Source organism: Rhizobium sp. KNZ14-9A (assembly GCF_056755015.1).
Genome location: NZ_JBPGXB010000002.1, coordinates 4,413,752 through 4,436,515, shown reverse-complemented (window position 1 = coordinate 4,436,515; position 22,764 = coordinate 4,413,752). Strand labels below are relative to the sequence as shown.

Here is a 22,764-nt window from a genome sequence, read left to right as displayed (position 1 = left end):
TCCCTTTGATCTTTAAGCACTGCCCAGGCTGGGTTATGACATTGCCCATCATCTCGTCATAAACAAGAGGCAACGCCCGATGTTGGTTCCGTCGTTCCGTTTCGAGGACAATGATCCGGCACTCGCTCCGGAGGCACGCCGCCGGTGGATAGCGGTCCTGCCACTCGGCGCACATGAACAGCACGGCCCCCATCTGCCCTTCGAAACCGACACATTGATCGCGCAGGGCATCGTCAACAGGCTGAAAACCGCCCTGCCGGCCGGTTTGCCCGTCACCGTACTCCCCATCGAATCGATCGGCTACTCCTTAGAGCACATGGATGTTGAAGGAACGAAGACGCTCCCTTTTGATACAGCCGTAAAGCGCTGGCTCGATATCGCTGAAAACCTCTCGAAGCTCGGTATCCGCAAATTCGTGATGCTGAATGCCCATGGCGGCAACTCGCCGCTGATGACCATCGTCGCCACGGAAGCGCGTGTGCGCTTCAGCATGCTGGCCGTCGCCACGAGCTGGACCCGCTTCGGCCTGCCGGAGGGTGTGATCTTGCCGGATGAAAAGGCTGTAGACATTCATGGCGGAGATATCGAAACATCCGTCATGCTGGCGCTCTATCCGAGCAGGGTGGATATGGAGAAAGCTGCCGACTTCCCTTCCAACCAGACAGAGTTCGCCCGGTGCTTCAAGCACCTGCGCGCCTATGGCCCGCATGCCTTCGGCTGGAAGATGTCCGATCTCAACCCGCAAGGCGCTGCAGGCAATGCGAAAAAGGCGACTGCAGAAAAGGGTGAGGCGCTGATAGCCCATGCGGTCAGCGGATTGGTGGAGCTGCTGCAGGATGTCGATGCTTTCGACGCAGAAACGCTGCGATGAAGGCGCGGCTTTGCATAGAAAGCAATGTGATCTTATAACATACAAAACCCTTTGAACTGCCGCTTCCAAGCGCCTATATGAAACCGACCCATTCAGGCCCCGCACTTTGCCCTCGGGGTCAATATCCTACTTTCGAGGTTCTCATGACCGACGCGATCCAGACACAGCAGAAGCCCATCCCCGTCACCGTGCTCACCGGTTATCTCGGTGCCGGCAAGACGACGCTGCTCAACCGCATCCTTTCCGAAAACCACGGCAAGAAATATGCAGTCATCGTCAACGAGTTCGGCGAGATCGGCATCGACAACGACCTGATCGTCGAATCCGACGAAGAAATCTACGAAATGAACAATGGCTGTGTGTGCTGCACGGTCCGAGGCGACCTGATCCGCGTCGTCGAGGGCCTGATGCGCCGTCCCGGCCGCTTTGACGGCATCATCGTCGAAACAACCGGCCTTGCCGATCCGGTTCCGGTCGCTCAGACCTTCTTCATGGATGATGACGTCCGCGCCAAGACCGAACTCGACGCCGTCGTTGCCCTCGTCGATGCCAAGCATCTGCCGCTGCGCCTGAAGGACAGCCGCGAGGCCGAGGACCAGATCGCCTTCGCCGACGTCGTCATCATCAACAAGACCGATCTCGTCACGCCAGAAGAACTGGCGCAGATCGAAGACATCGTGAACGCCATCAACCCGGCTGCTCGCGTCTATAAGACGAGCCGTTCCGGCGTTGATCTCGCCCGCGTTCTGGACCAGGGCGCCTTCAATCTAGAGCGCGCGCTGGAAAACGATCCACATTTCCTCGAGCACGGCCATGACGATCATGTCTGCGGCCCGGACTGCGATCATGATCACCATGGTCATGATCACCATCATCACGATCATGACCACGACCATCACCACCATCATCATGGTGAGATGTCGGCCATCCATGACATAACGGTGCAGTCCGTTTCGCTGCGCGGCGGCGAGATGAACCCGGAGCGCTTCTTCCCCTGGATCCAGAAGATCACCCAGACGCAGGGCCCAAGCATTCTGCGCCTCAAGGGCATCATCGCCTTCAAGGGTGACGCCGAGCGCTACGTCGTCCAGGGCGTGCATATGATCATCGAAGGCGACCATCAGCGTCCTTGGAAGGACGGAGAGAAGCACGAGAGCCGTCTCGTCTTCATCGGTCGCGACCTCGACCGCGCCAAACTGGAAGAATCCTTCAAGGCGTGCGAGGCGACCGCCTGATGCCAACAGTTGCACCGCTTGATCTCGACGGCCACGTTCTGGCCGTCGAATTTTTAGGTGATGTTCCCTTCTTCGCGAATGCCAACGGTACTTTTCACCGGCTCGGTGGCGGCGACAAGGTCATCGAAGCCCATCAGGGCATGCTGACGGCGATCCGTGATCCCTACAGCGAAAGCCTGATTTCGGGCGGCGAGGATGGCAAGGTGCTGCGCATCGCTGCTGACGGCAGCGTCAGCGAAATTGCCTCGGCCCCGCGCAAATGGATTTCTCAAGTCGCCGCCGGCCCGCAGGGTGCGATCGCTTATTCCTATGGCAAGAGCACGCTCGTGCGCCTCGCCGATGGCACGACGAAGGAATTTCCCGAAGAGCGCACGGTCGAAGGCATCGCCTTCGCGCCCAAGGGCCTGCGCATCGCAGCCGCTCGTTATAACGGCGTATCGCTGCATTGGGTCGGCACAAGCGCCAAGCCTGTTGATCTCGAATGGAAGGGCGCCCATACCGGCGTCACCTTCTCGCCCGACGGCAACTTCCTGGTCACATCAATGCAGGAAAATGCGCTGCACGGCTGGAAACTCGACGTCAAGTCTGGCACCGAAGCCCGCCACATGCGCATGACCGGCTATCCGGCCAAGGTGAAGTCGCTCTCCTGGTCCGCCAAGGGCAAGTGGCTTGCCTCCTCCGGTGCGCCGGCCGCCATCGTCTGGCCCTTCCAGGGCAAGGACGGCCCGATGGGCAAGGCGCCGCTGGAGCTCGGCACCCGCGCTAACATCATGGCAACTGCGGTGAAATTCCACCCGGTTGAAGATATACTCGCCATTGGCTTCATCGACGGCATGATCCTTGCCGTTCGCCTCGCCGACAGCAAGGAAGCGCTACTGCGCCGCCCCGGCAAGGGCGCTATCACCGGTATGAGCTGGAGCAAGGACGGCAAGCTGCTCGCTTTTGCTTCCGAGACCGGCGATTGCGGCGTCGTGGATATTGCGACGGCCTGATCCCATGGCTGTCGAAGTTACAGCCCTGGTTCCAAGGACATGTATGAGGCTGCCATGGTGCGGCGCATCGCACTATGGAGCGTGATGCCGCACCTTCCCGATCTTCACGCCCCTGAGGAAGGCGAGGAATACTGGCGAACACATCTGCTGCGAGAACACACGGTTCTTGGCGCGCTTGTCGACAGACGGCTGGTTGGCGTTATCGCCTACGGCAATGGTTGGATCGAGCAGCTCTACGTTCTGCCCGACGCCCAGCGTGCGGGAATCGGTACGACGCTTCTCTCTTCGGCAATGAATGATATGGACGATATTCGCCTCTGGACCTTCCAGCAAAATCGCCGCGCCCGTGCCTTCTATGAATCACATGGATTCTCGTCCATTGAAGAAACTGACGGCAGCGGCAACGAGGAAAGAGAGCCCGACATGCTCTATCATTGGCGCCGCCTGCCAGAACCGGTGTATGATCCCGGCCCAGCCCATCGCTGACACGCCGTCGCAAGAAGATTTTTGAGAAGGACCCGACAATGCCTGTTCCGAATAACGCTGCCGCCGATGAGCCGCGCGCGTTCTGGTCCGTCTGGTCGGCAATCCGCACGGAAGCGGTCGATCTGGCAACGCGGGAACCAACCCTGCGGACACTCCTTGAAACACAGATCATCGGCGCAGAAAATGACGCCGATATCATCGCGCATGTGATTTCGGCGCGCCTCTCGGTCGCGAGGGTCGATGCCGAAGACCTGTTCCAGCTGTTTTACAGCACACTGCAGGAACATCCCGATATCGGCGCCGCCATCGAAGCCGATCTTCTGGCCGTGCGCGAACGAGATCCCGCCTGCACCACCTATCTGCACGCATTGTTGAACCTCAAAGGCTTTCACGCCCTGCAGACCCATCGCATTGCCCATGCCCTGTGGATGGCTGGTCGTGTCGAGATTGCGAGCTGGCTTTCCAACCTCGCCTCGCTGGTCTTCGGCCCGGATATCCATCCGGCTGCAAGGATCGGTTCCTCAATCATGCTCGACCATGGGTCGGGCATCGTCATCGGCGAGACGGCCGTCATCGAAGATGAAGTCTCTATCCTGCAGAACGTTACGCTTGGCGGTACGGGCAAGGAGACAGGTGATCGCCACCCGAAGATACGCCACGGCGTGATGATCGGCGCCGGTGCAAAGATCCTCGGCAATATTGAGATCGGTGCCTTCAGCAAGATCGCAGCCGGCAGTGTCGTACTGAAAGCAGTCCCGGCTCATTGCACGGTAGCCGGCGTTCCGGCGGCTGTCGTGCGTATTCATCGCAACGATGAAATCCCGGCCGAAACGATGGATCAGAATATCTAAGCGGCTTGTTGGTTTTCCCCTGCCGCTTCGACGCGGTTGCGGCCTTCGCGCTTCGAACGGTAGAGCGCCTCATCCGCCTTCTGCACGAGCCGCTCAAAATCTCCGCCCTCGTCCGTGCGTGTGGAAACGCCGATGCTGAGTGTCGGGAAGATCGCCAAGTCCGGCATTTGCATGACGGCTGCCGCAAAGGAAAGGCGGATGCGGTTTGCGATCTCTACCGCTTCTTCCCGATCGACATTGCGGAGCACCGCCAGGAATTCATCCCCGCCTTGCCGGGCGAGCAAGTCGCCCGAGCGCATGATGCCCTTCGACACTTTGGAGAAAAGTCGCAGAACCTCGTCGCCGGCGGCATGACCGTGCTGGTCGTTCAACTGCTTGAAATTGTCGATATCGATGATGAGGAGCGATACCGGCTGGCCGGCAAGCAACGGCACATGCTGGGCAAGGCCGCCGCGATTGAGCGTTCCGGTCAGGGGATCATGATGCGCAAGTTCGATGAGCTGATTCCGGCTTCGCTCGGCTGCCATCAGCACCATTGCCATGCTGCGAAGCATGATGAAGGCCACGGCCGATACCGCCATCCAGCTATGGATGACGCTGCCGCCGAAGGGATCCGGCCCTGCGATGCCCCCGGTCGCGGCAAGAAAACTGCGAACTGCGAAAAGGATCGCGGTGGCAACGTAGAGCCCGAGGAGAAGCGCCGCCGAGTAAAGTTTCTCGCGGCGGAGAATTCCGGCGGCTTCCCTGGCGATGGTGACATCGCAAAGACAGCAGATCACCGAAATGTAAAGGAGACGTTGGGATATCGCGACCGGATCGCTAATGAAAAGTGCGACGGGTACGCTGCCGCAGAAGATTACGAGCCAGAAATAGCGCCGGTTGACGGGGTGTCCCGCAAAGTCGCGCACGGCAAAGAACATCAGCATGTAGCCGACGATGGTCAGCACATTGCCCGCATCGATCGAGATATAATAGGGAACGAGATTGCGCAGCGCGACGAAGAAGGAACCGATGCCGACCAGCAAGTTGCTGGCGCCCCACCAGAGCGGCCAACGTTCGAAGCGGCCCGTCGCATAGGCGGCGAACTGGAGGGCGCTCAGAACGACGCAGCTCACTGCAACGATGAAATAGATTGTCCGCAGATCCAGCAACATCGCGTCTATCCCGAGGTACGACGCGGCGAACCCTACAGGAAGCGATTTGCAGTTTGATTGGATGCTTCGCTAAAAATTTAGCGACCTCTAATTTTTCTCCGTCAGGCGGGACGTACCGTGCCGATGATATCAGCCAGCAGGCCGTGCAGCGAATCCCTGTAACCATTGCGGGCGGAAGGACCGCTCTCCTCCGAGGTCATGACGACCGTGAGGTTGAGCGTCGGTACGATGTAGAGCATCTGTCCGCCATAGCCCCAGGCAAAATGCACCTGCTCTCCGCCGATCTGCCGGGTGAACCAGCCATAGCCATAGTCATCCCCGGAGAAACGCGAATTGGTGCGGCGCTGCCAGGACTGTGCCACCCAGTCCGCCGGAATTACCTGTTTGCCGTCGTCCATGCGACCGCCATTGCGGTAAAGCTCGCCGAAGGCAAGCAGCGACCGAGCGCTCATCGCCATCTGGTTGCCGCCGAGATAGATGCCCTGCGGATCGCGCTCCCAAGCACCGATGCGGAAACCCTCGACCGGACCGAGCCATTCACGTGCAAGTGCCAGCGTCGACTTGCCACCGACCTTGGTGAGAATGGCGGAAAGAAGATGCGTCGAGGCCGTGGAATAGAGCATCTCTCCACCGGGCTGATCAACGAAAGGCTGCGAGAGCGCAAAGCGGACCCAGTTGCGTGAGGAGACCCAGCGCCCGTAATTCGCCCCGGACATGCGATCCAACCCCGCCTGCATGGAGAGAAGATTGCCGATGGTGATCTCGTTGAGGCGCTGATCCGGCGAAGCCGGTAGATCCGCCTTCAGGATCGGCGCGATCTTCTGGTCCGGTCCTTCCAGCAGGCCCTTGCCGATCGCAATGCCGACCAACGCTGAAATGATCGATTTCGATGCGGATTTGATATTGGTCGATTCCGATGGTGAATGACCGCGATAGCCGTGCTCCGCCACCACCCGCCCGTCACGGGCGACAACAACGCTTTTCAGCGGTTTCAACTCCTCCCGCTCTCCGAGGCTGTCCAGAAGAGTTGAGAGGGAGCTTCCCTGCTGCTGGGCGAGAGCGGCAATAGGGACGAGCAACAGTGAAAGGCAGAGAGCGAGGCGCTTGATCATGGAGCGATGAGCTAGCGCAGCTGCGTGACGAAATCAGCAGCGGAAAGCGCCGATTCACGCGGACGTGAAACTTTATGATCCGCGCACTGGCCACTTGCAGTCCTGCGAAGCGGCACGACATACTGCCCATGACCCGCCCATATGCGCATCTGGAGGAGACTGCATGGCTCGCGTGATCGTCATCGGAGCAACAGGACATGTCGGCACCTATCTCGTACCCCGCCTCGTCGAGGCCGGCCATGAGGTGGTGGCGATCAGTCGCGGCGCAGCCGCGCCTTATAAGGCACATGAAGCGTGGAGCCGTGTCGATATCAGGCATATGGATCGCGCAGCGCTCGAGGCGGAAGGCCGCTTCGGCGATGCGATCCGCGCGCTGGAGGGTGAGATCGTCATCGACATGATCTGCTTCACGCCTGAAAGCAACGAACAGCTCGCAACCACCCTTGAGGGTCATGTCCGCCATTTTCTCCATACCGGCACGATCTGGACCCATGGTTTCTCCACCGTCGTGCCGACGCCGGAGGAGGCACCGAAGAAGCCCTTCGGCGACTACGGCGTAAAGAAAGCCGCGATCGAAGCCGATCTGCTACGGATGGCTCGCGAGAAGAATTTTCCGGTAACTCTCATCCATCCCGGCCATATCGTCGGCCCCGGCTGGAACCCGCTGAACCCTGCCGGGCATTTCAATCCCGAGGTTTTCACCTCGTTGGCACGTGGAGAAACGCTGGCCCTGCCGAATTTCGGTATGGAAACCGTGCATCACGTCCATGCCGACGATATTGCAGAACTCTTCATGGCCGCCATCGCAAAGCCTGAGGCCGCAATCGGTCAGGCTTTCCACGCCGTTTCGGAAAAGGCGGTGACGCTGCGGGGTTATGCCGAGGCGATGGCCGCGTGGTTTGGCCAGGAAGCGAAGCTGGAATTCCTTCCCTTTGAGGCCTGGGCAAAAAAACAGAACCCAGAAGAGGCGAGAGCCACCTGGGAACACATCGCCCGCAGCCCCAACTGCTCCATGGAAAAAGCCCGCCGGTTGCTTGGCTTCACACCGCGATACAGCTCGTTGCAAGCCGTGCAGGAAGCGGTCCGCTGGTTGATCGAAAATGGCCGCGTCGAAGCAAAAGCTTCGTGATCATTCGGCGATGACCTTAAACAAAAAAGCCCCTCCCGAGAAAGGGAGGGGCTTCAGCCGGTCAGGCCGCCTTCCGGACCGGCGCGCCGGCCAGCATGCGTCCCGAAGGAACGATCATGCCGGCCGCGCCGCCAAGCCAGCCCTCGACGAGCTCAAGCGCCAGAAAGCGCGAGCGTTCGAAGGGGCCGGGCATGACAAGGTGACGAGCCTTCTCGGCAAAAAAGCCGAAGCGCTCGTAATAGTCCGCATCGCCGACGAGCAGGATCGCGCCGTGGCCGCGGTTTTTTGCTTCGAGGATCGCCGCGCGCATCAGCGCCGAGCCGATGCCTTTGCCGCCATGCTTGCCGTCGACGGCGAGCGGGCCGAGCAGCAGCGCATCGAGCGGCGTACCCTCGTAGTTGATGCCGGCTTCGACATTCCACAGACGCACCGTGCCGATCACATGGCCGTCGCGGTCGCGCGCGACCAGCGCCAGGCCTTCGGCCGGCACACGGTTGCGGCGGATCATTTCCGACGACTTCTTGCGACGATCCGGCCCCATGACGCGATCGAGCAGGGTTTCGCGAGCGACGACGTCGGACGGATTTTCCGCATCGATAGTGAAAGTAACAGGCGCAAAGAATGCGCGGACAGAATCAAGAACAGCGGCCATCTTGGCCTCCCGTACCCAATACCGTTATCAGCGGTGATGACTGGAAATTGTGAAGTTGCCGCCCCGGCTGGTTACGGGGCTGGCAGAAACAAGACCTTAGATGACGTAGGCCTTCAGCGGCTCGAAGCCATTGAAAGCGACTGCCGAGTAGGTCGTCGTGTAGGCGCCTGTACCTTCGATCAGAACCTCGTCGCCGATCGTCAGAGACATCGGCAGCGGATAGAGGTTCTTTTCGTACAGCACGTCGGCCGAGTCACAGGTCGGGCCGGCGATCACGCAGGGCTCCATCTCGTCGCCGTCGCGTTCGGTGCGGATCGGGTAGCGAATGGCTTCGTCCATCGTCTCGGCGAGACCGCCGAACTTGCCGATGTCGAGGAAGACCCAGCGGGCGTCGTCATTGTCCGACTTCTTGGAAATCAGCACGACTTCAGCCTTGATGACACCTGCATTGCCAACCATGCCGCGACCTGGCTCGATGATCGTCTGCGGGATCTGGTTGCCGAAATGCGTACGCAGCGCCTGGTAGATCGACTTGCCGTAAGCTTCTGCGGACGGAACATCGCGCAGATACTTGGTCGGGAAGCCGCCGCCCATATTGACCATCTGCAGGTGGATGCCCTGCTTGGCAAGCTGGACGAAGACGCGCTTGGCATCTGCAAGAGCCGAATCCCAGGCATCGACCTTGGTCATCTGCGAGCCGACATGGAACGAGACGCCATAGGACTGCAGGCCGAGCTGATGAGCATAGACGAGAACGTCGACGGCCATCTGCGGAACGCAGCCGAACTTGCGCGACAGCGGCCATTCGGCGCCTTCACCATCGGTCAGGACGCGGCAGAAAACGCGCGCACCCGGAGCTGCACGGGAAATCTTCTCGACTTCTTCGTGGCTGTCGACTGCAAAGAGGCTGACGCCGAGTGCATGCGCACGGGCGACGTCGCGTTCCTTCTTGATCGTGTTGCCGTAGGAGATACGGGCTGCGGTCGCACCGGCTTCCAGCGCCATTTCGATTTCTGCGACGGACGCGCAATCGAAGTTGGAACCGAGGCTGGCGAGCAGCTTCAGGACTTCCGGAGCTGGGTTGGCCTTGACGGCGTAATAGATCGCGCTGTCCGGCATCGCGTGACGGAAGGCGTGGAAATTGTCTCTGATGACATCGAGGTCAACCACGAGGCAGGGACCGTCGGGACGTCGGGTTGCGAGAAAGTCGCGGATGCGCTGGGTGGTCATATCAATTCCCTCTTCCAATTCCAGAGCTCCGGCACGAACCGGAGGACAAAGGGCATACAAGAACCGCTCAGGAACCAGCCGGTGGAGACCCCGGATCCTTGACGGCGCTTGATGCGCGAATAGTGAACCAACGCCGCGAATGCGGTATGGGTTCGGCTTTGTCTGCCATGGATTGGAGGGAGTATCCCTGCCGCACTTCCGGCAATGAAGGTGTGCCTCTTCAGTAACCCCCGCTGATGGAAAGCAGGGAGAGAACAAAAAGGCCCGCACCGTCGTTGCTTCAGGCGTCCTCGCATTTTCCGGTTGGCCGGAATAGCGACTGGAGGGGTTAATTCCAGGTACCTTACCGATTTCCTCACCAATTCGAGGGTTCGGCGGACACCCATGGGCACGTGCGACTTTGGGCTGAGTGGGAAATAAGAATATTCGCCGACATAATCAAGAGAATTTTTGATCGCGCCCCAAAAAATAAATTGAACAAAGCAGCCAGATTTGTTCAATATTCTGAAACAGATCGGAGGAATCATGGACACGCTGACCCGCATACGCGCCTTCATCGATGTGGTCGAAGCGGAAGGTTTTTCTGCTGCTGCGCGGCGCACCGGCCGCTCCAAGGCCCTGCTCTCGAAATACGTGCGCGAACTGGAAGACGAACTCGGCGCCTTGCTGCTCAATCGCACCACCCGTCAGTTCTCGATGACCGAGGCCGGACACACCTATTATCGCACGGCATCCGACATCCTGAAGGAGATCGATAACCTCGCCGACCTCGTGCGGGAGAACAATGCGCAACTGAAGGGCCGCCTGAAGGTTTCTGTGCCGCGCACCTTCGTCGATGCCGATGTCGGCCAGTCGTTGATCGACTTCGCCAAGGAAAATCCAAACCTGCAGCTGGAGATTGCCGCCGACGACCAATTCGTCGACCTGATCGAGGAAGGCTTCGACGTCGCGGTCCGCGTCACCAAACTCGAAGATTCCGGTATGATCGCCCGCAAGATCTCCGATTTCCGCGTCCATATCTGTGCCACGCCGGAATTCCTCGAACGCTACCCCAACATCGAGCACCCGAGCGATATCTCCAACGTGCCCTTCATCGTCGATACCAATTCCCGCAACCAGGCGAGCATCCGCTTCTACAATCCCGACAGCACCTCCTTTGCGGTCGCCGTTTCCGGCCCGATGGAAGTCAACAGCCCGCACGCGACACTGCGCGCCGCGCTCTCAGGGGTCGGGATTGCGCTGATTCCAGACTTTATCGCTCGCAAACCGATCGAAGACGGTCGGCTGGTGACGTTGTTCAACGACTATATTCCGACTGACCGCGGCATCTATGCCGTCTATCCGCACCGCCGCTATCTGCCGGCAAAGGTCAGGATCTTCGTGGACTACCTTTACAACTGGTTTAAGAAACATCCCTGAAGCGAGCGGGATGCGCGCCCAAGCGTCGCAGGGGCGGTCCCAATTCCGTCCCATTTTCTGGTGAGAAATCACCCCAACCGAACAGGGCAGCGGGTAAGCATGAAAAGTTCGACACTTCTGACGGCTGGGCTTCTTTCGCTCGCCCCCGCCACGGCCTTCGCCCATCCGCATATCTTCGTGGAAGCGCGGCTGGAAGTTGTCGCAGCACCCGACGGCAGCATTCAGGAACTGCGAAATGTCTGGCGCTTCGATGAGGTCTTCTCCTCTTCGGTCGTCATGGATTTCGACAAGAACACCGATCTGAAGTTGGAGCCGAACGAACTTGCCGAGGTCGGCAAGACGGTCCGAGATTCGCTTGCCGACTACGATTACTACATGAACTTGACGATCAACGGGAAGAACATCACCGTCCAGAAGCCCGACATCATCCACGTCGACTACAAGGAAGGTCAGCTTCTGATGTTTTTTGCGGTCAAACCGGTCGAAAAGATGCCGCTGAAGGGCAAGCTGACCTTCGGCGTCTATGATCCGACGCTCTACACCTCGATCGACTTCCCGACCGACAACGAACTCGCCACGGTCGGCGACGGCTTCAAGGCTTGCAAGCACGCAGTCGTGCGCCCAGACGCAGACGAGGTAATCTCGGAAAACAAGCAGTCGCTGACCGACGCTTTCTTCAACGATCCGACCGGCACCAATATGTCGAAGCTCTTTGCCACGCGGCTGGAGGTCACATGCTGATGAAGCGCCTGCCCCTCGCCCTGCTTGCGATCGCTGTCATGACCGTCGCTGCCCATGCGCAATCGCCGCTCGGCATCGGTACGGCCGAGCCGAGCTTCCAGCCGACGGGCGGGCCGCTGGCGCCACTCTTTCTCTACGTGAATTACGAGCAGCAGGCCTTCTATCGTGCGCTGACTGGCGCGCTGAAGGAGATGCGCCAGGATCCCTGGCAGCTTTCCTCGCTGATCGGCCTTTCCTTTGCCTATGGCGTCTTTCATGCCGCCGGCCCCGGCCACGGTAAGGCCGTCATCTCGTCCTACATGATCGCCAACGAAGTCGAGCTTCGACGTGGCATCGTCATCTCCTTCATCTCAGCCTTCGTCCAGGGCGCTATGGCCGTCGTGCTTGTCGGCGGCGCGTGGCTGGTGCTGCGCGGCACCGGTATCACGCTGACCATGGCAACACAGGCCATGGAAATCGCAAGCTTCGTGATGGTCATCCTCTTCGGTGGCTGGCTGCTCTTCCGAAAGCTGCGCTCGATGGCCGGCAGCCTGCCACGCCGTCGGCTCATGGCAACGCCGGCCGGGCCGGTCAGCATGATGCTGGACTGGAAGGAGAATGCCGCCGAACGCCAGCGCGCCAATTTCAGCTTCAACGGCAAGGCGCAGGCCGTGGACCCCGGCCATACCTATGTGCCCGGCATGGTCTGCGAGACCTGCGGCAATTCACACCTGCCCGATCCCTCGCTGGTCAGTGGCGACAAGTTTAACGCGCGTGAGGCATGGTCTGCAGTGATCGCTGTGGGCTTGCGCCCCTGCTCCGGCGCATTGCTGGTCATGACCTTCTCACTGCTGAACGGGCTTTATCTCGGCGGCGTGCTCTCGGTCGTCGCCATGTCGCTCGGCACCGCCATTACCGTTGCAATTCTTGCCACGCTCGCCGTCACGGCCAAGAGCACGGCGGTGCGCCTCTCCGGCCGCGGTTCGTCTGCCTCCGTCTGGATCGGCAATGCGATCGAGATATCAGGTGCAATTCTTGTAATATTGATGGGTGTATTGCTGCTCGGAGCCTCCCTGCAGGGATAGTCTTCAGGGCTTTCTGCTACGCTGATAGCGCGCTCGCAGCCAGAATATGCCGAAGAAACACATCAGCAGGCAGACGCCGACGATGACCGCCAATGTCGGCGAGAAACTGCCGATCCACAGCACGATGGTCGGCAGGAAGTAGACCACCAGCCCGGCAGAAAACAGAATGATTGCGGCGGCGGTCGCCTGCGAACGGCTTTCCGGGCTCATGGACATGCTCACTCCTCTTGTCCGGGAGTGGATAGGCCAGCCGCTTCGCAAAGGCAACTGGCCCTGATGCTACTGAGACAGAGTGACCTTGGCGGAGGAAACCGTTGCCTCGATATGATCGACAAGCTGATCGGGAAGACCGAGCCTGCCGGCGAGCAGATCGAGATAGCCGCGTTCGGCACGCGAATCCGGCTCGATCGTCAGGCGCGAGGCTGTGTAGAGCTCGACCTTCTGTTCCTCGGTAACGGCTGCGGCGATAAGTGCATCGATATCCGTCGGCTCCGAAAGCTCGCGTTCGATGAAGCTCGCTGCCTCGCCGCTGACATCGGCAGCCTTGACCTTGTCCATGATGAGCGCGCGCTCTGCATCGTCGATATGACCGTCGGCCTTGGCGGCAGCGATCATGGCACGGATGAGGATGAGCACGAATTCATTGCTGGTCGCCGGCGAGGCCGGACCGAAGCCGGATTCCGCGGGCGGAGGCAGGAGAACGGGATTGTTCGCCGTCGGCGCATCAGAGGGTGCCGCAGGCGCTTGCCCGGCCTGATAATTCTTCCAGGCCTGATATCCGAGACCTGCGATTGCTGCGAGACCGCCGATGGCGACGGCATTGCCGGCAATGTTGCGGCCGGTCTTGGTGCCGAGAAGGACGGCGGCAAGACCGGCGGTCTTCAACGGATTGTCCTTCGCCATCTGGATCGCGTCGCCCGCCCGGTCGCGCACGCTGCCGCCCACACCCGGCACTTGTGATCCCAGAAACTGGTCGAGTAGTTTCTTCGCGTCGAACATGTCCTCATCTTCTCCCTGTTTCAAAGGCTGGAGGAGAACATAGGTTTGCGACTGCCGAAATACAAACGAGGGCGGCACGGCCACCCTCGTTCAAACCTGTCAGCTTTCAAAACCCGGCGGCTTCGACAGATCAGGCCTTCAGCGCGAAAGCTTCGGAGGCGAGCTTGGTGATACCTGCCCAGTCGCCCGCAGCCACCAGCTCCTTCGGTGCGACCCACGAACCGCCGACGCAGATGACGTTCGGCAGCGAGAGATAGTCGTTGGCATTCTTCAGCGAGATGCCGCCCGTCGGGCAGAAGAGCGTGCCAGCAAGCGGGGAGGAAAGCGCCTTGAGATAGGCGGCACCGCCGGCCTGCTCGGCCGGGAAGAACTTCAGCACCTGGTAGCCTTCTTCGCGTAGCGCCATGACTTCGCTTGCGGTGGCGGCGCCCGGAAGCAGCGGCACCGGAGAATCGGCGGCGGCATCCAGAAGCTCCTGGGTTGTGCCGGGGCTGACGATGAACTTGGAGCCTGCCTGCACGGCGGCTTCCCAGTGGGCTGCGTTGAGGATCGTGCCGGCGCCGACTTCAGCACCCTCTACCTCAGCAGCAACCGCGCGCACAGCCTCGAGAGCTGCCGGGGTGCGCATCGTGATCTCGATGGCCTTCAGACCGCCGGCAACGAGCGCTCGAGCGAGAGATACGGCCGACTTCGCGTCCTCGACGATCAGGACCGGAACGACGGGCTGGAGTTTCAGGATGGAAAGGAGTTTTTCTGTCTTCTCGCCCATGGCCACGGTTCCCTTAAACGATTGAAATCGGCTTTCGAATAGCGCCCCCACAGAGGCTTGTCGAGATAAAACCAGCCCGTGCGACAAGCCGGGTATTAAATCATTATAAATTGGGGTACCGTGCGACGATCGTCACAAAAGGTTCATTCGTATGGCGAAAGAGATCGAACGAAAGTTCCTCGTACGCGGCGAAGCATGGCGCTCTGCCGTAGAGTCCAAGTCGGTCCTGAAACAGGGCTATGTCGCCTCGATGGATGATCGCTCTGTGCGGATTCGCATCCTTGATGAAAAGACCGCGCGGCTGACGATGAAAATCGGCCGCGGCACCCTCACCCGCGATGAATTCGAATACGAGATCCCTGTCTCCGACGCCGAAGAACTGCTGGAAAACGCCATCGGTATCGTCATCGAAAAGACGCGTTACCGCGTCCCCTATGAAGGTTTCGTCTGGGAAGTTGATGTCTTTGCCGGCGCCCATCGCGGCCTCGTCATAGCCGAAGTCGAGATGCAAGCCGAAACTGACAATCCTCCCTTGCCCGCCTGGCTCGGCCGCGAGGTCACGGGCGATTTCCGCTATTCCAATCAGGCGCTGGCCACAGAATTTGAGCACGACAGGCATGGGCTATCGCATACGGCCTGAGGCCGACTTTACCGACGAGTTCCGAAGCGCCGCTGAGGAGCAGTTGAAGCGCGCCATCACCGTTCTCGACAAGCGGCCGGAAGGCGCCCATGAGGCGATCCACGCCTTCCGCAAGAACATCAAGCGGCTGCGTTCACTTTATCGTCTTGTGTCTCGCGAAGTGCCGGAATTCCAGAAGCGGGAAAATGCCCGGCTGAGAGAAACGGCACGGTCGCTGTCTGCCATCCGCGATGCCGCGGCAATCGTTGGTACTGCCCGCTACCTGCAGGACAATGCTCGCAATCTGGAAGAGGCCGAGGCGCTCGGCCGTATCGTTTCCATTCTGGAAGCCCGGCGCGACTGGATGGCGGAAGCCGAAAGCGGCCTTGAGGAAAGGCTGCATTATGCTGCCGGCAAGTTGCGGGAAGCGATCGCGGCACTTGACGATGTCGCCTTCGACAAGAGCCACCGCAAGAATGCCCGTATGCTGGCAAAAAGCTGGCGCAGGACAGCATCGCGCGCCAGGGAAGCGCTCGATGCCTGCCAAGAGGACACAGCGGCCGGAGATTTCCACGAGCTGCGCAAGCGCACCTACGATTATCGCCTTTATCACGCGCTTCTGCGCGATCTCTGGCCAAGCGCCATGAAGGCCAAGCGCGACTTCGCCAAGGATCTTGTTGAACGTCTCGGCCATATCAACGATCTCGCCGTGCTTTCAGGCCTCGTGGAGGCAGAACCACAACTCTTCACCCGCAACGACGATCTCGCCCATCTGCTGGATGCCATCATCTTCCGCCAACAGGAGGATCGGCGCGAAGCGTTACGCGACGCCGAAACGCTCTATGGCGATGATCCTGACGATGAAGCGCAGCGTCTGGAATTGCTTTGGGTGTCTATCGGCAATTGACGTATTTGATCTGCTGACCTCAACTTTACTTGAGGTCTTAGCCTCGGCCCGGTCAATGAACCGATCGAGGAAAATATGTCTGCAGATAATGCCACGACGCCCCAGATCCTGGGCATCTACGAAACCCATCTCACCGTCGCCGATCTGAAGACCTCCATTCCTTTCTACCGCGATATTCTCGGCCTGGAGCTCGCCGCCGAATTTCCCGAGCGCCGCATTGCCTTCTTCTGGGTGAACGGCAAGAAGAACGCCATGCTCGGCCTTTGGGAAACCGGCACCGGTCCCTTGAAGATGCGCCTGCACATGGCCTTCCGCCTGTCGCAGGAAGAAATGATGAGGGCACCGGCGCTGCTGATCCACAAGGGCCTGAAGCTGCATGGCTTTCACGGCGAGCCGATCACCGAACCGATCGTCATCGGCTGGGTGCCGGCACTGTCGCTCTATTTCAACGATCCCGACGGACATTCGATCGAATTCCTGAGCGTGCTCGACGAAGAGCCGGATGCTGCGTTTGGCATGCGGTCCTACGCCGAATGGAAGGCGCGCGGATAGGCACAATCCCACAATGCCGTCCTTGCGTAATGTCATTGCGCAGGGACGGCATATTCTGTATTTCCACGCGCATGACCGACAATGCGACCCAAACAAGCCCCTTCCTGGTGGCAGCGCTCTATCATTTCGTATCCCTGCCACGCTTCGAGAGCCTGCAGGCGCCATTGCAGGCGCTCTGCGAGGAGAATGGCGTGAAGGGTACGCTTCTGCTTGCCCATGAAGGCATCAATGGCACGATTGCAGGACCGGATGCCGGCATCCATGCCGTCCTCTCCTTCCTGCGTGCACAGCCGGAATTTGCTGCCCTGGAGCACAAGGAAAGCCGCGCATCCAAAATGCCTTTCCTGCGCATGAAGGCAAAGCTGAAGAAAGAAATTGTCACCATGGGCGTCGAGAATATCGACCCCAACAAGGTGGTTGGGACCTATATCGATCCAAGCAACTGGAATGCCCTGATCTCCGATCCCGATACGATCGTCATCGACACCCGCAACGACTACGAGACGGCAATCGGCACCTTCCGCGGCGCAGTTGACCCCAAGACCAAGACCTTCCGTGAGTTTCCGGATTGGGTGCGCAACAATCCCGGCCTGCACAACAAGCCGAAGATCGCCATGTACTGCACCGGCGGCATCCGCTGCGAGAAGGCGACGGCCTTCATGAAGGAACAGGGCTTCGAAGAGGTTTATCACCTCAAGGGCGGCATCCTGAAATATCTGGAGGAAGTGCCGCAGGAGGAAAGTCTTTGGGACGGGGCATGCTTCGTCTTCGACGAGCGCGTTTCAGTGGAGCATGGCCTGAAGGAAGGCGAGCACAAGCTCTGCCACGCCTGCCGCAACCCGATCACGGCAGAAGAGGTCACCTCGCCCTATTTCGAGGAAGGCGTTTCCTGCAGCAACTGCTACCATACGCGCAGTGAAGAAGATCGACTGCGCTATCGTCAGCGCCAGCACCAGATCGCGCTCGCCAAGAAGCGCGGCCAGAAGCATATCGGCACGTAAAGCAATTCCAGCAAAACTGCGCAGCTGTTTTGCGTCTGAAATTGCATGAAAACAAAGAGATAGGGCGACGTTTTAGCCAGCGATCCGACGCAGGACCCGGGCTTCGCGGCGCGCCTGCAACAGGCCATTGATCTGGTCGGCCGCCATCGGCTTGCCGAAGAAATAGCCTTGCAGACTGTCGCAGCCAAAGAGGCGGAGCGCGACCGCCTGCTCTTCCGTCTCGATGCCCTCGGCGGTGACGGGGATATCCAGCGCGCGGGCAAGTGCGACCGTCGCCTGCAGCATTTCCCGCTGCCGGCTGTCGCCGGTAATATCGGTCACGAGCGAGCGGTCGATCTTGATGCGGTCGAAGCCGAACTGCCGCAGGTAGCCGATCGAAGAGAAGCCGGAGCCGAAGTCGTCGAGCGCCACCTTGACGCCGAGCGACTTCAGTCGCTCGATCGATTGGCGCGTGCGCTGCGGATTTTGGATCATGTAGCCTTCGGTGATTTCCAGCGTGACGCGGCTCGCCTCGATCTCCGTATGCTTCAGCACATAGCGAACATAATCGGTGAAGGCCGGATTGCGGAACTGGCCCGGTGAAACGTTGACCGAGATCTTCAGCTCCGGCCACTGCTTTGCCGTTTCGCAGGCCTTGCGCAATACGAAAAGGCCGAGGGATTCGATGAGTCCGCTGGTCTCTGCGATCGGAATGAAAACCTCAGGCGAAACCGGACCGTGGCCCGGCCGGTTCCAGCGCACCAGCGCCTCCACGCCATTCATCTCGTGCGTCGCGGCATCGACGAGCGGCTGATAGGCAAGCGTGAGATCGCCGCTTTCGATCGCTATTCGCAGATCGAGCTCCAGCGCGTTGCGCTGCGCGCGATCGGTATCCATGGCCGGATCGTAGAGCGTCATGCGGGCGCGGCCGGCTTCCTTGGCCTTATACATGGCAAGGTCGGCGCGGCGCACCAGTTCCTCCCGGCCGATCGAACCGAGCGACGACATGGCGATGCCGATGCTGGCGCCGACCACGACGATACGCCGGCCGACTTCGAGCGGTTCGGCAAGGAAATCGAGGATCTGCTCCGCAAGCTGCAGCGCGGCCGCATTCTCCGCATCCGATAGGAAAGCGATCGCGAATTCATCACCGCCGATGCGCGCGAGCACGGCATCCTCAGGGATCAGCACGTCCAGTCCCGCCGCAACAGCGCGGATCAACTGGTCGCCGGTGCCATGACCATAACTGTCGTTGACTTCCTTGAAGCCGTCGAGATCGAGATAGAGCAGCAGGACATTCCGCTTCGTCTGCCGCGCTTCTGCAACGAAGCTGTCGACGGCAAGCCCCAGGCCATCGCGATTGGAAAGGCCGCTCAGGCGATCACGAAGTGTTTCTTCCCGCGCACTGTTTTCCTCCGCCTTCAGCCGCCGCCCGGCCAGCCAGCCGATGATGAGCAGGACGACGAAGAACAGGCCGACCAGACCAAGCGCCTGGATGACCATGGGCCTTACCTGCGCATAGCCGATATCGCCGGGCGAACGCGACACCCAGACAAGTTTGCCGAGAACCGCTCGAGCAGGATCTGCAATTTCCACCGAATAGGCCGAGGCAAAGTCCGCAGGCACCAGCCGCAATCCATTCAGCACATAAGTGGTGCCGAGAGCAGATATTTTTGCATCATCAAGATGCCGGGCAAAAATCAGATAGCGATGCTGACGGGCAGGCATATCAAGCTCACCTGACTTCTCTCGCACCAGCGCGATACCAACGGCGGCAATGCCTCTTGCTGTCTTGATGAAACCGATGGCTTCCGGCTTCTCGCCGGCATCAGGTGCACGAACCTTGTCCAGAAGCCGCCAAAGCGAGGGGGAGAAGAAATCACTGACCAACATCTGCATTGGCAAACCGTCCTGATAGGCCATGACGGTTTTCTTCTGGTCGTCAATGACGATGGCCATATCGAAGAGAGGGCTATTGAGGGACATCTCGCCGTAGTTGCTGATCGTCCACGCCATGCCCTCCGGGGCATAGACATTAGCAGCCGCATCATCCCAGGCGGCATAGTCGTCAAGCGTGGCGGCAAGCTGATCTTCGAAGGTCTTGAGCGCCCCGACGGTCGTTTCGCGCGAGCGCTCGTCATCGAGCACATTGGCATTTTCCGAGACGCGCTCCAGCGCTGTCAGAACCATGATGGTGACAACTGCGACAATGACCGCAAAGGAAAAGAGCACGCCAGTAACCGTGGTATGGCGGCCTAAACCCGATCCGCTGCTTTTAGACCTCAAGACTGCCGGCAATTCATACAACTCCCCGTTCGAGAAATCTTCGCAGTCAAGGGTCAAGAAACGCTTAAGATCATGGGAACTATCGAGAATCCGGCTCAGGATTTACCTAAATACCGCATGTCTTCGCAAGTTGACAACTAGTTTCCAATAATGGTAACTAGTTTCCATTACTGGAAACGGAGAATCGCGAATTTTGAAGCGCACGATCGAAGCCGATCTGCTGACGGACATCATGCTGATGGTCTTCCGCATCAACGGACGACTGTTGGACGGCGGCGACCGGCTGGGCGCATCGCTGAACCTCACCAGCGCCCGCTGGCAGGTGCTCGGAGCAATTTCGCTGTCCCCAGGTCATATCACGGTGCCGGGAATTGCGGAGATGATGGGCATGACCCGGCAGGGCGCCCAAAAGCAGGTGAACAAGCTCGAGGAAGATGGCTTTATCGAAAAGCGGCCCAACCCGCGCCATCAGCGCTCGCCCTTCTATGTGCTGACACCGCAAGGCACTGAGAGCTATGCGCGGATATCAGCGCTTCATACCGGCTGGGCCAATGCGCTGGCCGGCGGACTAAATGCACCGGAATTGCGGGCGGCGCTCGATCTCCTGCACAGGTTCGACCAACGGCTGGCGCTGGACGCCACGGAAAGCGAGGAGCAGAGATGAAAACGATCGTTCATGCCGGCGCAGGCACTCTTGCCATGGTCCTGATTGCGGGTTTTCTAACCGCAACGCTGATTTCCGAATTTCTTCTGGATACGACTGCTATTCTTACCGTCAAGAAAGCGATCCTTGCCGGTCTCTGTCTGCTGATCCCGATGCTCGCAATGTCAGGCGGCAGCGGATTTTCGCTTGCCAGCGGTCGTCATTCGCCGGCTATCGAAAAGAAACGCAGACGCATGAAGATTATTGCCGCAAACGGGCTGCTGATCCTGCTGCCCCTGGCAATCCTGCTTTACCTTCGCGCGGCGGCAGGCCTGTTTGACGGTGTTTTCTATGCCATGCAGACGCTCGAAGTTCTGGCTGGCTGCGTGCAGCTGACGCTACTTGCCCTCAATTTCCGCGACGGGCGGAAAATGACGAGAGGAAAACGTCTCGCCGCGGCAAAGACGTTGAACGCGATCTGAAGTGGCAGGGCATCGATGCCCTGCCGCAAATACCTGACCTCAAACGACCTTGTGGTTGCCCTTCGGGAACTGGCTGGCCAATTCGCGATACCACTTGCCGCTCTTCTTGACCGTGCGAACCTGTGTTTCGTAATCGACGTGAACGAGGCCGAAGCGCATGCGATAGCCTTCCGCCCATTCGAAATTGTCCATCAGGCTCCAGGCGAAGTAGCCGCGCATCGGATAACCATCCTTGATGAGGTCGGCGACGACATTGAGATGGGCGCTGGCATAATCGAGGCGCATCACGTCATCCACCGCGCCGTTGACCACATCGGTATTGTCGCAGGCGCCGTTCTCGGTGATGTAGCATTCCGGCAGCTCGTAGCGGCGATAGAGATCTTCGACGAGCAGCTTGAGGCCCGGCGAATAGACTTCCCAGCCGATATCCGTCTTCACGTCGCTTGCGGGAGGCGCTTCCACCGTCCAGGGGAAATCGCCCTTACGGCTGGCATCATCGGCAACGCGCTCCGGCTTGTAATAGTTGAGACCCCACCAATCGAGCTTCTGGTTAATGATCTTGAGATCGCCGTCTTCGATGATGGGCATACGATCGCCGAGCGCTTCGACGAATTCCTTGGGATACTCGCCCTTGAAGACGGGATCGAAGAAAGCGCCGTTATGGAACTGGTGCGCGCGTTCGCCGGCAGCAAGATCAGCCGCGCTATCAGAGCCCGGAATGATCGAGGAGGCATTGAGCACCAGACCAACAGGCACGTTCGGCGCTTCCGAACGGATCGCCTCGACGCCAAGGCCATGCGCCAGGTTCATGTAGTGCATGGCGTGAAGGGCTGCCTGCATGTTGCGCTCGCCCGGTGCATGAATGCCATAGAGGTGGCTGAGCCAGACGATGCACCACGGCTCGTTGAAGGTTGCGACGCTGTCGAGGCGATCTCCGAGGCGGTTCATGACCGTCTTGGCGTAACGCTGATAGGCATAGGCCGTCGAACGCGCCGTCCAGCCGCCGTCACCGGCGAGCAGCAGCGGCAGGTCCCAGTGATAGAGCGTCGCGAAGGTCTTGATGCCGCGCGCCTTGCAGCCATCGACGAGACGATCGTAGAAATCGAGGCCGGCCTCGTTTACCGGGCCTGTGCCGTCGGGGATGATGCGCGGCCAGGCGATCGAGAAGCGATAGGCCTCGACACCCATGTCCTTGATGAGATCGAGATCCTGTTCCAGCCGGTTGTAGTGGTCGCAAGCAACATCGCCGTTGTCGCGATTATAGACGCGACCGGGCATGTTGCAGAAGGCGTCCCAGATGGACGGCTTGCGGCCATCTGCCTTGCTGGCGCCTTCGATCTGGAAGGCAGCGGTGGCAACGCCGAAGGTGAAATCACCGGGGAAGCGGTCTGCAAGCTTTTTCGGATCGATCATCTGTAAATCCCATCTCTCAGTTGTGGACTGACCGTCTGCGCGGGGTTTAGCCAAGCCTGATGGCAAAGTACAGGCCGGCGGAAAGAAAACTGCAACGTTGCAGGAAGAAAAACAAGACAGCTGCAAGCCCGCCAGACGCCCTCTTCCCAATCTCATAACGCCAATGTCAGCAGTCGTG

24 protein-coding genes are annotated in these 22,764 nt (G+C 59.6%); 15 read left to right on the top strand and 9 right to left on the bottom strand.

Annotation, left to right across the window (positions count from 1 at the left end; all coding sequences use genetic code 11):
- The first annotated feature begins 79 nt into the window (after positions 1-79).
- From ACR9ZQ_RS28685 to cysE, 5 genes are all read left to right on the top strand, one after another.
- Positions 80-871, top strand: a complete 792-nt coding sequence (locus tag ACR9ZQ_RS28685; RefSeq protein ID WP_481429166.1) for a creatininase family protein — start codon at positions 80-82, stop codon at positions 869-871.
- 143 nt (positions 872-1,014) lie between these two features.
- On the top strand, positions 1,015-2,106 hold the full coding sequence (locus ACR9ZQ_RS28680; protein ID WP_310383760.1) for a CobW family GTP-binding protein: 1,092 nt from the start codon (positions 1,015-1,017) through the stop codon (positions 2,104-2,106).
- A complete protein-coding gene (locus tag ACR9ZQ_RS28675) occupies positions 2,106-3,098 on the top strand; it encodes a WD40 repeat domain-containing protein (RefSeq protein WP_481429165.1) in 993 nt (330 codons plus the stop codon). The genes ACR9ZQ_RS28680 and ACR9ZQ_RS28675 overlap by 1 nt, the downstream gene beginning before the upstream one ends.
- A 54-nt stretch (positions 3,099-3,152) precedes the next feature.
- Complete coding sequence (locus ACR9ZQ_RS28670) at positions 3,153-3,584, top strand: N-acetyltransferase family protein (RefSeq protein WP_481429164.1); 432 nt, start codon at positions 3,153-3,155, stop codon at positions 3,582-3,584.
- 38 nt (positions 3,585-3,622) lie between these two features.
- Positions 3,623-4,435: a serine O-acetyltransferase gene (cysE, locus tag ACR9ZQ_RS28665; protein WP_481429163.1), complete on the top strand. Its 813-nt coding sequence runs from the start codon at positions 3,623-3,625 to the stop codon at positions 4,433-4,435.
- Here cysE and ACR9ZQ_RS28660 read toward each other — a convergent pair.
- Both ACR9ZQ_RS28660 and ACR9ZQ_RS28655 read right to left on the bottom strand, forming a co-directional pair.
- Entirely contained in the window at positions 4,432-5,589 is a 1,158-nt protein-coding gene (locus ACR9ZQ_RS28660) for a GGDEF domain-containing protein (protein ID WP_481429162.1), read from the bottom strand. The genes cysE and ACR9ZQ_RS28660 overlap by 4 nt on opposite strands.
- Before the next feature lie 101 nt (positions 5,590-5,690).
- Positions 5,691-6,701 (bottom strand): serine hydrolase domain-containing protein, encoded by a 1,011-nt coding sequence (locus ACR9ZQ_RS28655; protein WP_481429161.1) that lies wholly within the window; start codon positions 6,699-6,701, stop codon positions 5,691-5,693.
- 163 nt (positions 6,702-6,864) lie between these two features.
- Between ACR9ZQ_RS28655 and ACR9ZQ_RS28650 the strand changes: the two genes are divergently transcribed.
- A complete protein-coding gene (locus tag ACR9ZQ_RS28650) occupies positions 6,865-7,830 on the top strand; it encodes an NAD-dependent epimerase/dehydratase family protein (RefSeq protein ID WP_310383771.1) in 966 nt (321 codons plus the stop codon).
- Between the two features lie 61 nt (positions 7,831-7,891).
- Here ACR9ZQ_RS28650 and ACR9ZQ_RS28645 read toward each other — a convergent pair whose 3' ends face one another.
- Both ACR9ZQ_RS28645 and odc2 read right to left on the bottom strand, forming a co-directional pair.
- Positions 7,892-8,482 carry a GNAT family N-acetyltransferase gene (locus ACR9ZQ_RS28645; protein ID WP_310383773.1) on the bottom strand — a complete coding sequence of 197 codons (591 nt, stop codon included), beginning with the start codon at positions 8,480-8,482 and terminating at the stop codon, positions 7,892-7,894.
- Between the two features lie 96 nt (positions 8,483-8,578).
- Positions 8,579-9,712 carry an ornithine/lysine decarboxylase gene (gene odc2 / locus ACR9ZQ_RS28640; protein ID WP_113321906.1) on the bottom strand — a complete coding sequence of 378 codons (1,134 nt, stop codon included), beginning with the start codon at positions 9,710-9,712 and terminating at the stop codon, positions 8,579-8,581.
- A 525-nt stretch (positions 9,713-10,237) separates the two neighbouring features.
- Between odc2 and ACR9ZQ_RS28635 the strand changes: the two genes are divergently transcribed.
- The 3 genes from ACR9ZQ_RS28635 (at position 10,238) to ACR9ZQ_RS28625 (ending at position 12,936) form a co-directional block, all read left to right on the top strand.
- A complete protein-coding gene (locus tag ACR9ZQ_RS28635; protein WP_481429160.1) occupies positions 10,238-11,131 on the top strand; it encodes a LysR family transcriptional regulator in 894 nt (297 codons plus the stop codon).
- Between the two features lie 99 nt (positions 11,132-11,230).
- Positions 11,231-11,872, top strand: a complete 642-nt coding sequence (locus ACR9ZQ_RS28630) for a DUF1007 family protein (RefSeq protein ID WP_310383778.1) — start codon at positions 11,231-11,233, stop codon at positions 11,870-11,872.
- The gene (locus ACR9ZQ_RS28625) at positions 11,866-12,936 is read left to right on the top strand and encodes a nickel/cobalt transporter (protein ID WP_481429159.1); all 1,071 of its coding nucleotides are present in this window, start codon (positions 11,866-11,868) and stop codon (positions 12,934-12,936) included. The genes ACR9ZQ_RS28630 and ACR9ZQ_RS28625 overlap by 7 nt, the downstream gene beginning before the upstream one ends.
- A 3-nt stretch (positions 12,937-12,939) precedes the next feature.
- On the opposite strand, the gene ACR9ZQ_RS28620 is transcribed toward ACR9ZQ_RS28625, so the two are convergent.
- From ACR9ZQ_RS28620 to ACR9ZQ_RS28610, 3 genes are all read right to left on the bottom strand, one after another.
- Positions 12,940-13,146, bottom strand: a complete 207-nt coding sequence (locus ACR9ZQ_RS28620) for a hypothetical protein (RefSeq protein ID WP_481429365.1) — start codon at positions 13,144-13,146, stop codon at positions 12,940-12,942.
- Positions 13,147-13,215: 69 nt separating this feature from the next.
- Positions 13,216-13,935, bottom strand: coding sequence for a tellurite resistance TerB family protein (locus tag ACR9ZQ_RS28615; protein WP_481429158.1), 720 nt, complete (start codon positions 13,933-13,935; stop codon positions 13,216-13,218).
- Positions 13,936-14,065: 130 nt separating this feature from the next.
- Positions 14,066-14,704: a 2-dehydro-3-deoxy-phosphogluconate aldolase gene (locus ACR9ZQ_RS28610; RefSeq protein WP_310383784.1), complete on the bottom strand. Its 639-nt coding sequence runs from the start codon at positions 14,702-14,704 to the stop codon at positions 14,066-14,068.
- Between the two features lie 151 nt (positions 14,705-14,855).
- On the opposite strand from ACR9ZQ_RS28610, the gene ACR9ZQ_RS28605 reads away from it, so the two are divergent.
- From ACR9ZQ_RS28605 to trhO, 4 genes are all read left to right on the top strand, one after another.
- Positions 14,856-15,344 carry a CYTH domain-containing protein gene (locus ACR9ZQ_RS28605; protein ID WP_113321912.1) on the top strand — a complete coding sequence of 163 codons (489 nt, stop codon included), beginning with the start codon at positions 14,856-14,858 and terminating at the stop codon, positions 15,342-15,344.
- A complete protein-coding gene (locus ACR9ZQ_RS28600) occupies positions 15,322-16,230 on the top strand; it encodes a CHAD domain-containing protein (RefSeq protein WP_310383786.1) in 909 nt (302 codons plus the stop codon). The genes ACR9ZQ_RS28605 and ACR9ZQ_RS28600 overlap by 23 nt, the downstream gene beginning before the upstream one ends.
- A gap of 75 nt (positions 16,231-16,305) precedes the next feature.
- Positions 16,306-16,782 (top strand): VOC family protein, encoded by a 477-nt coding sequence (locus ACR9ZQ_RS28595; protein WP_310383789.1) that lies wholly within the window; start codon positions 16,306-16,308, stop codon positions 16,780-16,782.
- 71 nt (positions 16,783-16,853) lie between these two features.
- On the top strand, positions 16,854-17,783 hold the full coding sequence (gene trhO / locus ACR9ZQ_RS28590) for an oxygen-dependent tRNA uridine(34) hydroxylase TrhO (protein ID WP_481429157.1): 930 nt from the start codon (positions 16,854-16,856) through the stop codon (positions 17,781-17,783).
- Between the two features lie 72 nt (positions 17,784-17,855).
- Here trhO and ACR9ZQ_RS28585 read toward each other — a convergent pair whose 3' ends face one another.
- Positions 17,856-20,060, bottom strand: a complete 2,205-nt coding sequence (locus ACR9ZQ_RS28585) for a bifunctional diguanylate cyclase/phosphodiesterase (RefSeq protein WP_481429156.1) — start codon at positions 20,058-20,060, stop codon at positions 17,856-17,858.
- A 181-nt stretch (positions 20,061-20,241) separates the two neighbouring features.
- Here ACR9ZQ_RS28585 and ACR9ZQ_RS28580 point away from each other — a divergent pair, with 181 nt between their 5' ends.
- Positions 20,242-20,712, top strand: a complete 471-nt coding sequence (locus tag ACR9ZQ_RS28580) for a MarR family winged helix-turn-helix transcriptional regulator (RefSeq protein ID WP_310383795.1) — start codon at positions 20,242-20,244, stop codon at positions 20,710-20,712.
- Positions 20,709-21,173 (top strand): hypothetical protein, encoded by a 465-nt coding sequence (locus tag ACR9ZQ_RS28575; protein WP_310383797.1) that lies wholly within the window; start codon positions 20,709-20,711, stop codon positions 21,171-21,173. The genes ACR9ZQ_RS28580 and ACR9ZQ_RS28575 overlap by 4 nt, the downstream gene beginning before the upstream one ends.
- A 39-nt stretch (positions 21,174-21,212) precedes the next feature.
- Here ACR9ZQ_RS28575 and ACR9ZQ_RS28570 read toward each other — a convergent pair whose 3' ends face one another.
- Positions 21,213-22,586 (bottom strand): GH1 family beta-glucosidase, encoded by a 1,374-nt coding sequence (locus tag ACR9ZQ_RS28570; RefSeq protein WP_481429155.1) that lies wholly within the window; start codon positions 22,584-22,586, stop codon positions 21,213-21,215.
- Between the last annotated feature and the right edge of the window lie 178 nt (positions 22,587-22,764).

Coding starts and splice junctions, on each gene's coding strand:
- ACR9ZQ_RS28685 (WP_481429166.1), top strand. CDS start 80: ATGTTGGTTCCGTCGTTCCGTTTCGAGGACAATGATCCGGCACTCGCT.
- ACR9ZQ_RS28680 (WP_310383760.1), top strand. CDS start 1,015: ATGACCGACGCGATCCAGACACAGCAGAAGCCCATCCCCGTCACCGTG.
- ACR9ZQ_RS28675 (WP_481429165.1), top strand. CDS start 2,106: ATGCCAACAGTTGCACCGCTTGATCTCGACGGCCACGTTCTGGCCGTC.
- ACR9ZQ_RS28670 (WP_481429164.1), top strand. CDS start 3,153: ATGGTGCGGCGCATCGCACTATGGAGCGTGATGCCGCACCTTCCCGAT.
- cysE (WP_481429163.1), top strand. CDS start 3,623: ATGCCTGTTCCGAATAACGCTGCCGCCGATGAGCCGCGCGCGTTCTGG.
- ACR9ZQ_RS28660 (WP_481429162.1), bottom strand. CDS start 5,589: ATGTTGCTGGATCTGCGGACAATCTATTTCATCGTTGCAGTGAGCTGC.
- ACR9ZQ_RS28655 (WP_481429161.1), bottom strand. CDS start 6,701: ATGATCAAGCGCCTCGCTCTCTGCCTTTCACTGTTGCTCGTCCCTATT.
- ACR9ZQ_RS28650 (WP_310383771.1), top strand. CDS start 6,865: ATGGCTCGCGTGATCGTCATCGGAGCAACAGGACATGTCGGCACCTAT.
- ACR9ZQ_RS28645 (WP_310383773.1), bottom strand. CDS start 8,482: ATGGCCGCTGTTCTTGATTCTGTCCGCGCATTCTTTGCGCCTGTTACT.
- odc2 (WP_113321906.1), bottom strand. CDS start 9,712: ATGACCACCCAGCGCATCCGCGACTTTCTCGCAACCCGACGTCCCGAC.
- ACR9ZQ_RS28635 (WP_481429160.1), top strand. CDS start 10,238: ATGGACACGCTGACCCGCATACGCGCCTTCATCGATGTGGTCGAAGCG.
- ACR9ZQ_RS28630 (WP_310383778.1), top strand. CDS start 11,231: ATGAAAAGTTCGACACTTCTGACGGCTGGGCTTCTTTCGCTCGCCCCC.
- ACR9ZQ_RS28625 (WP_481429159.1), top strand. CDS start 11,866: ATGCTGATGAAGCGCCTGCCCCTCGCCCTGCTTGCGATCGCTGTCATG.
- ACR9ZQ_RS28620 (WP_481429365.1), bottom strand. CDS start 13,146: ATGAGCCCGGAAAGCCGTTCGCAGGCGACCGCCGCCGCAATCATTCTG.
- ACR9ZQ_RS28615 (WP_481429158.1), bottom strand. CDS start 13,935: ATGTTCGACGCGAAGAAACTACTCGACCAGTTTCTGGGATCACAAGTG.
- ACR9ZQ_RS28610 (WP_310383784.1), bottom strand. CDS start 14,704: ATGGGCGAGAAGACAGAAAAACTCCTTTCCATCCTGAAACTCCAGCCC.
- ACR9ZQ_RS28605 (WP_113321912.1), top strand. CDS start 14,856: ATGGCGAAAGAGATCGAACGAAAGTTCCTCGTACGCGGCGAAGCATGG.
- ACR9ZQ_RS28600 (WP_310383786.1), top strand. CDS start 15,322: ATGGGCTATCGCATACGGCCTGAGGCCGACTTTACCGACGAGTTCCGA.
- ACR9ZQ_RS28595 (WP_310383789.1), top strand. CDS start 16,306: ATGTCTGCAGATAATGCCACGACGCCCCAGATCCTGGGCATCTACGAA.
- trhO (WP_481429157.1), top strand. CDS start 16,854: ATGACCGACAATGCGACCCAAACAAGCCCCTTCCTGGTGGCAGCGCTC.
- ACR9ZQ_RS28575 (WP_310383797.1), top strand. CDS start 20,709: ATGAAAACGATCGTTCATGCCGGCGCAGGCACTCTTGCCATGGTCCTG.
- ACR9ZQ_RS28570 (WP_481429155.1), bottom strand. CDS start 22,586: ATGATCGATCCGAAAAAGCTTGCAGACCGCTTCCCCGGTGATTTCACC.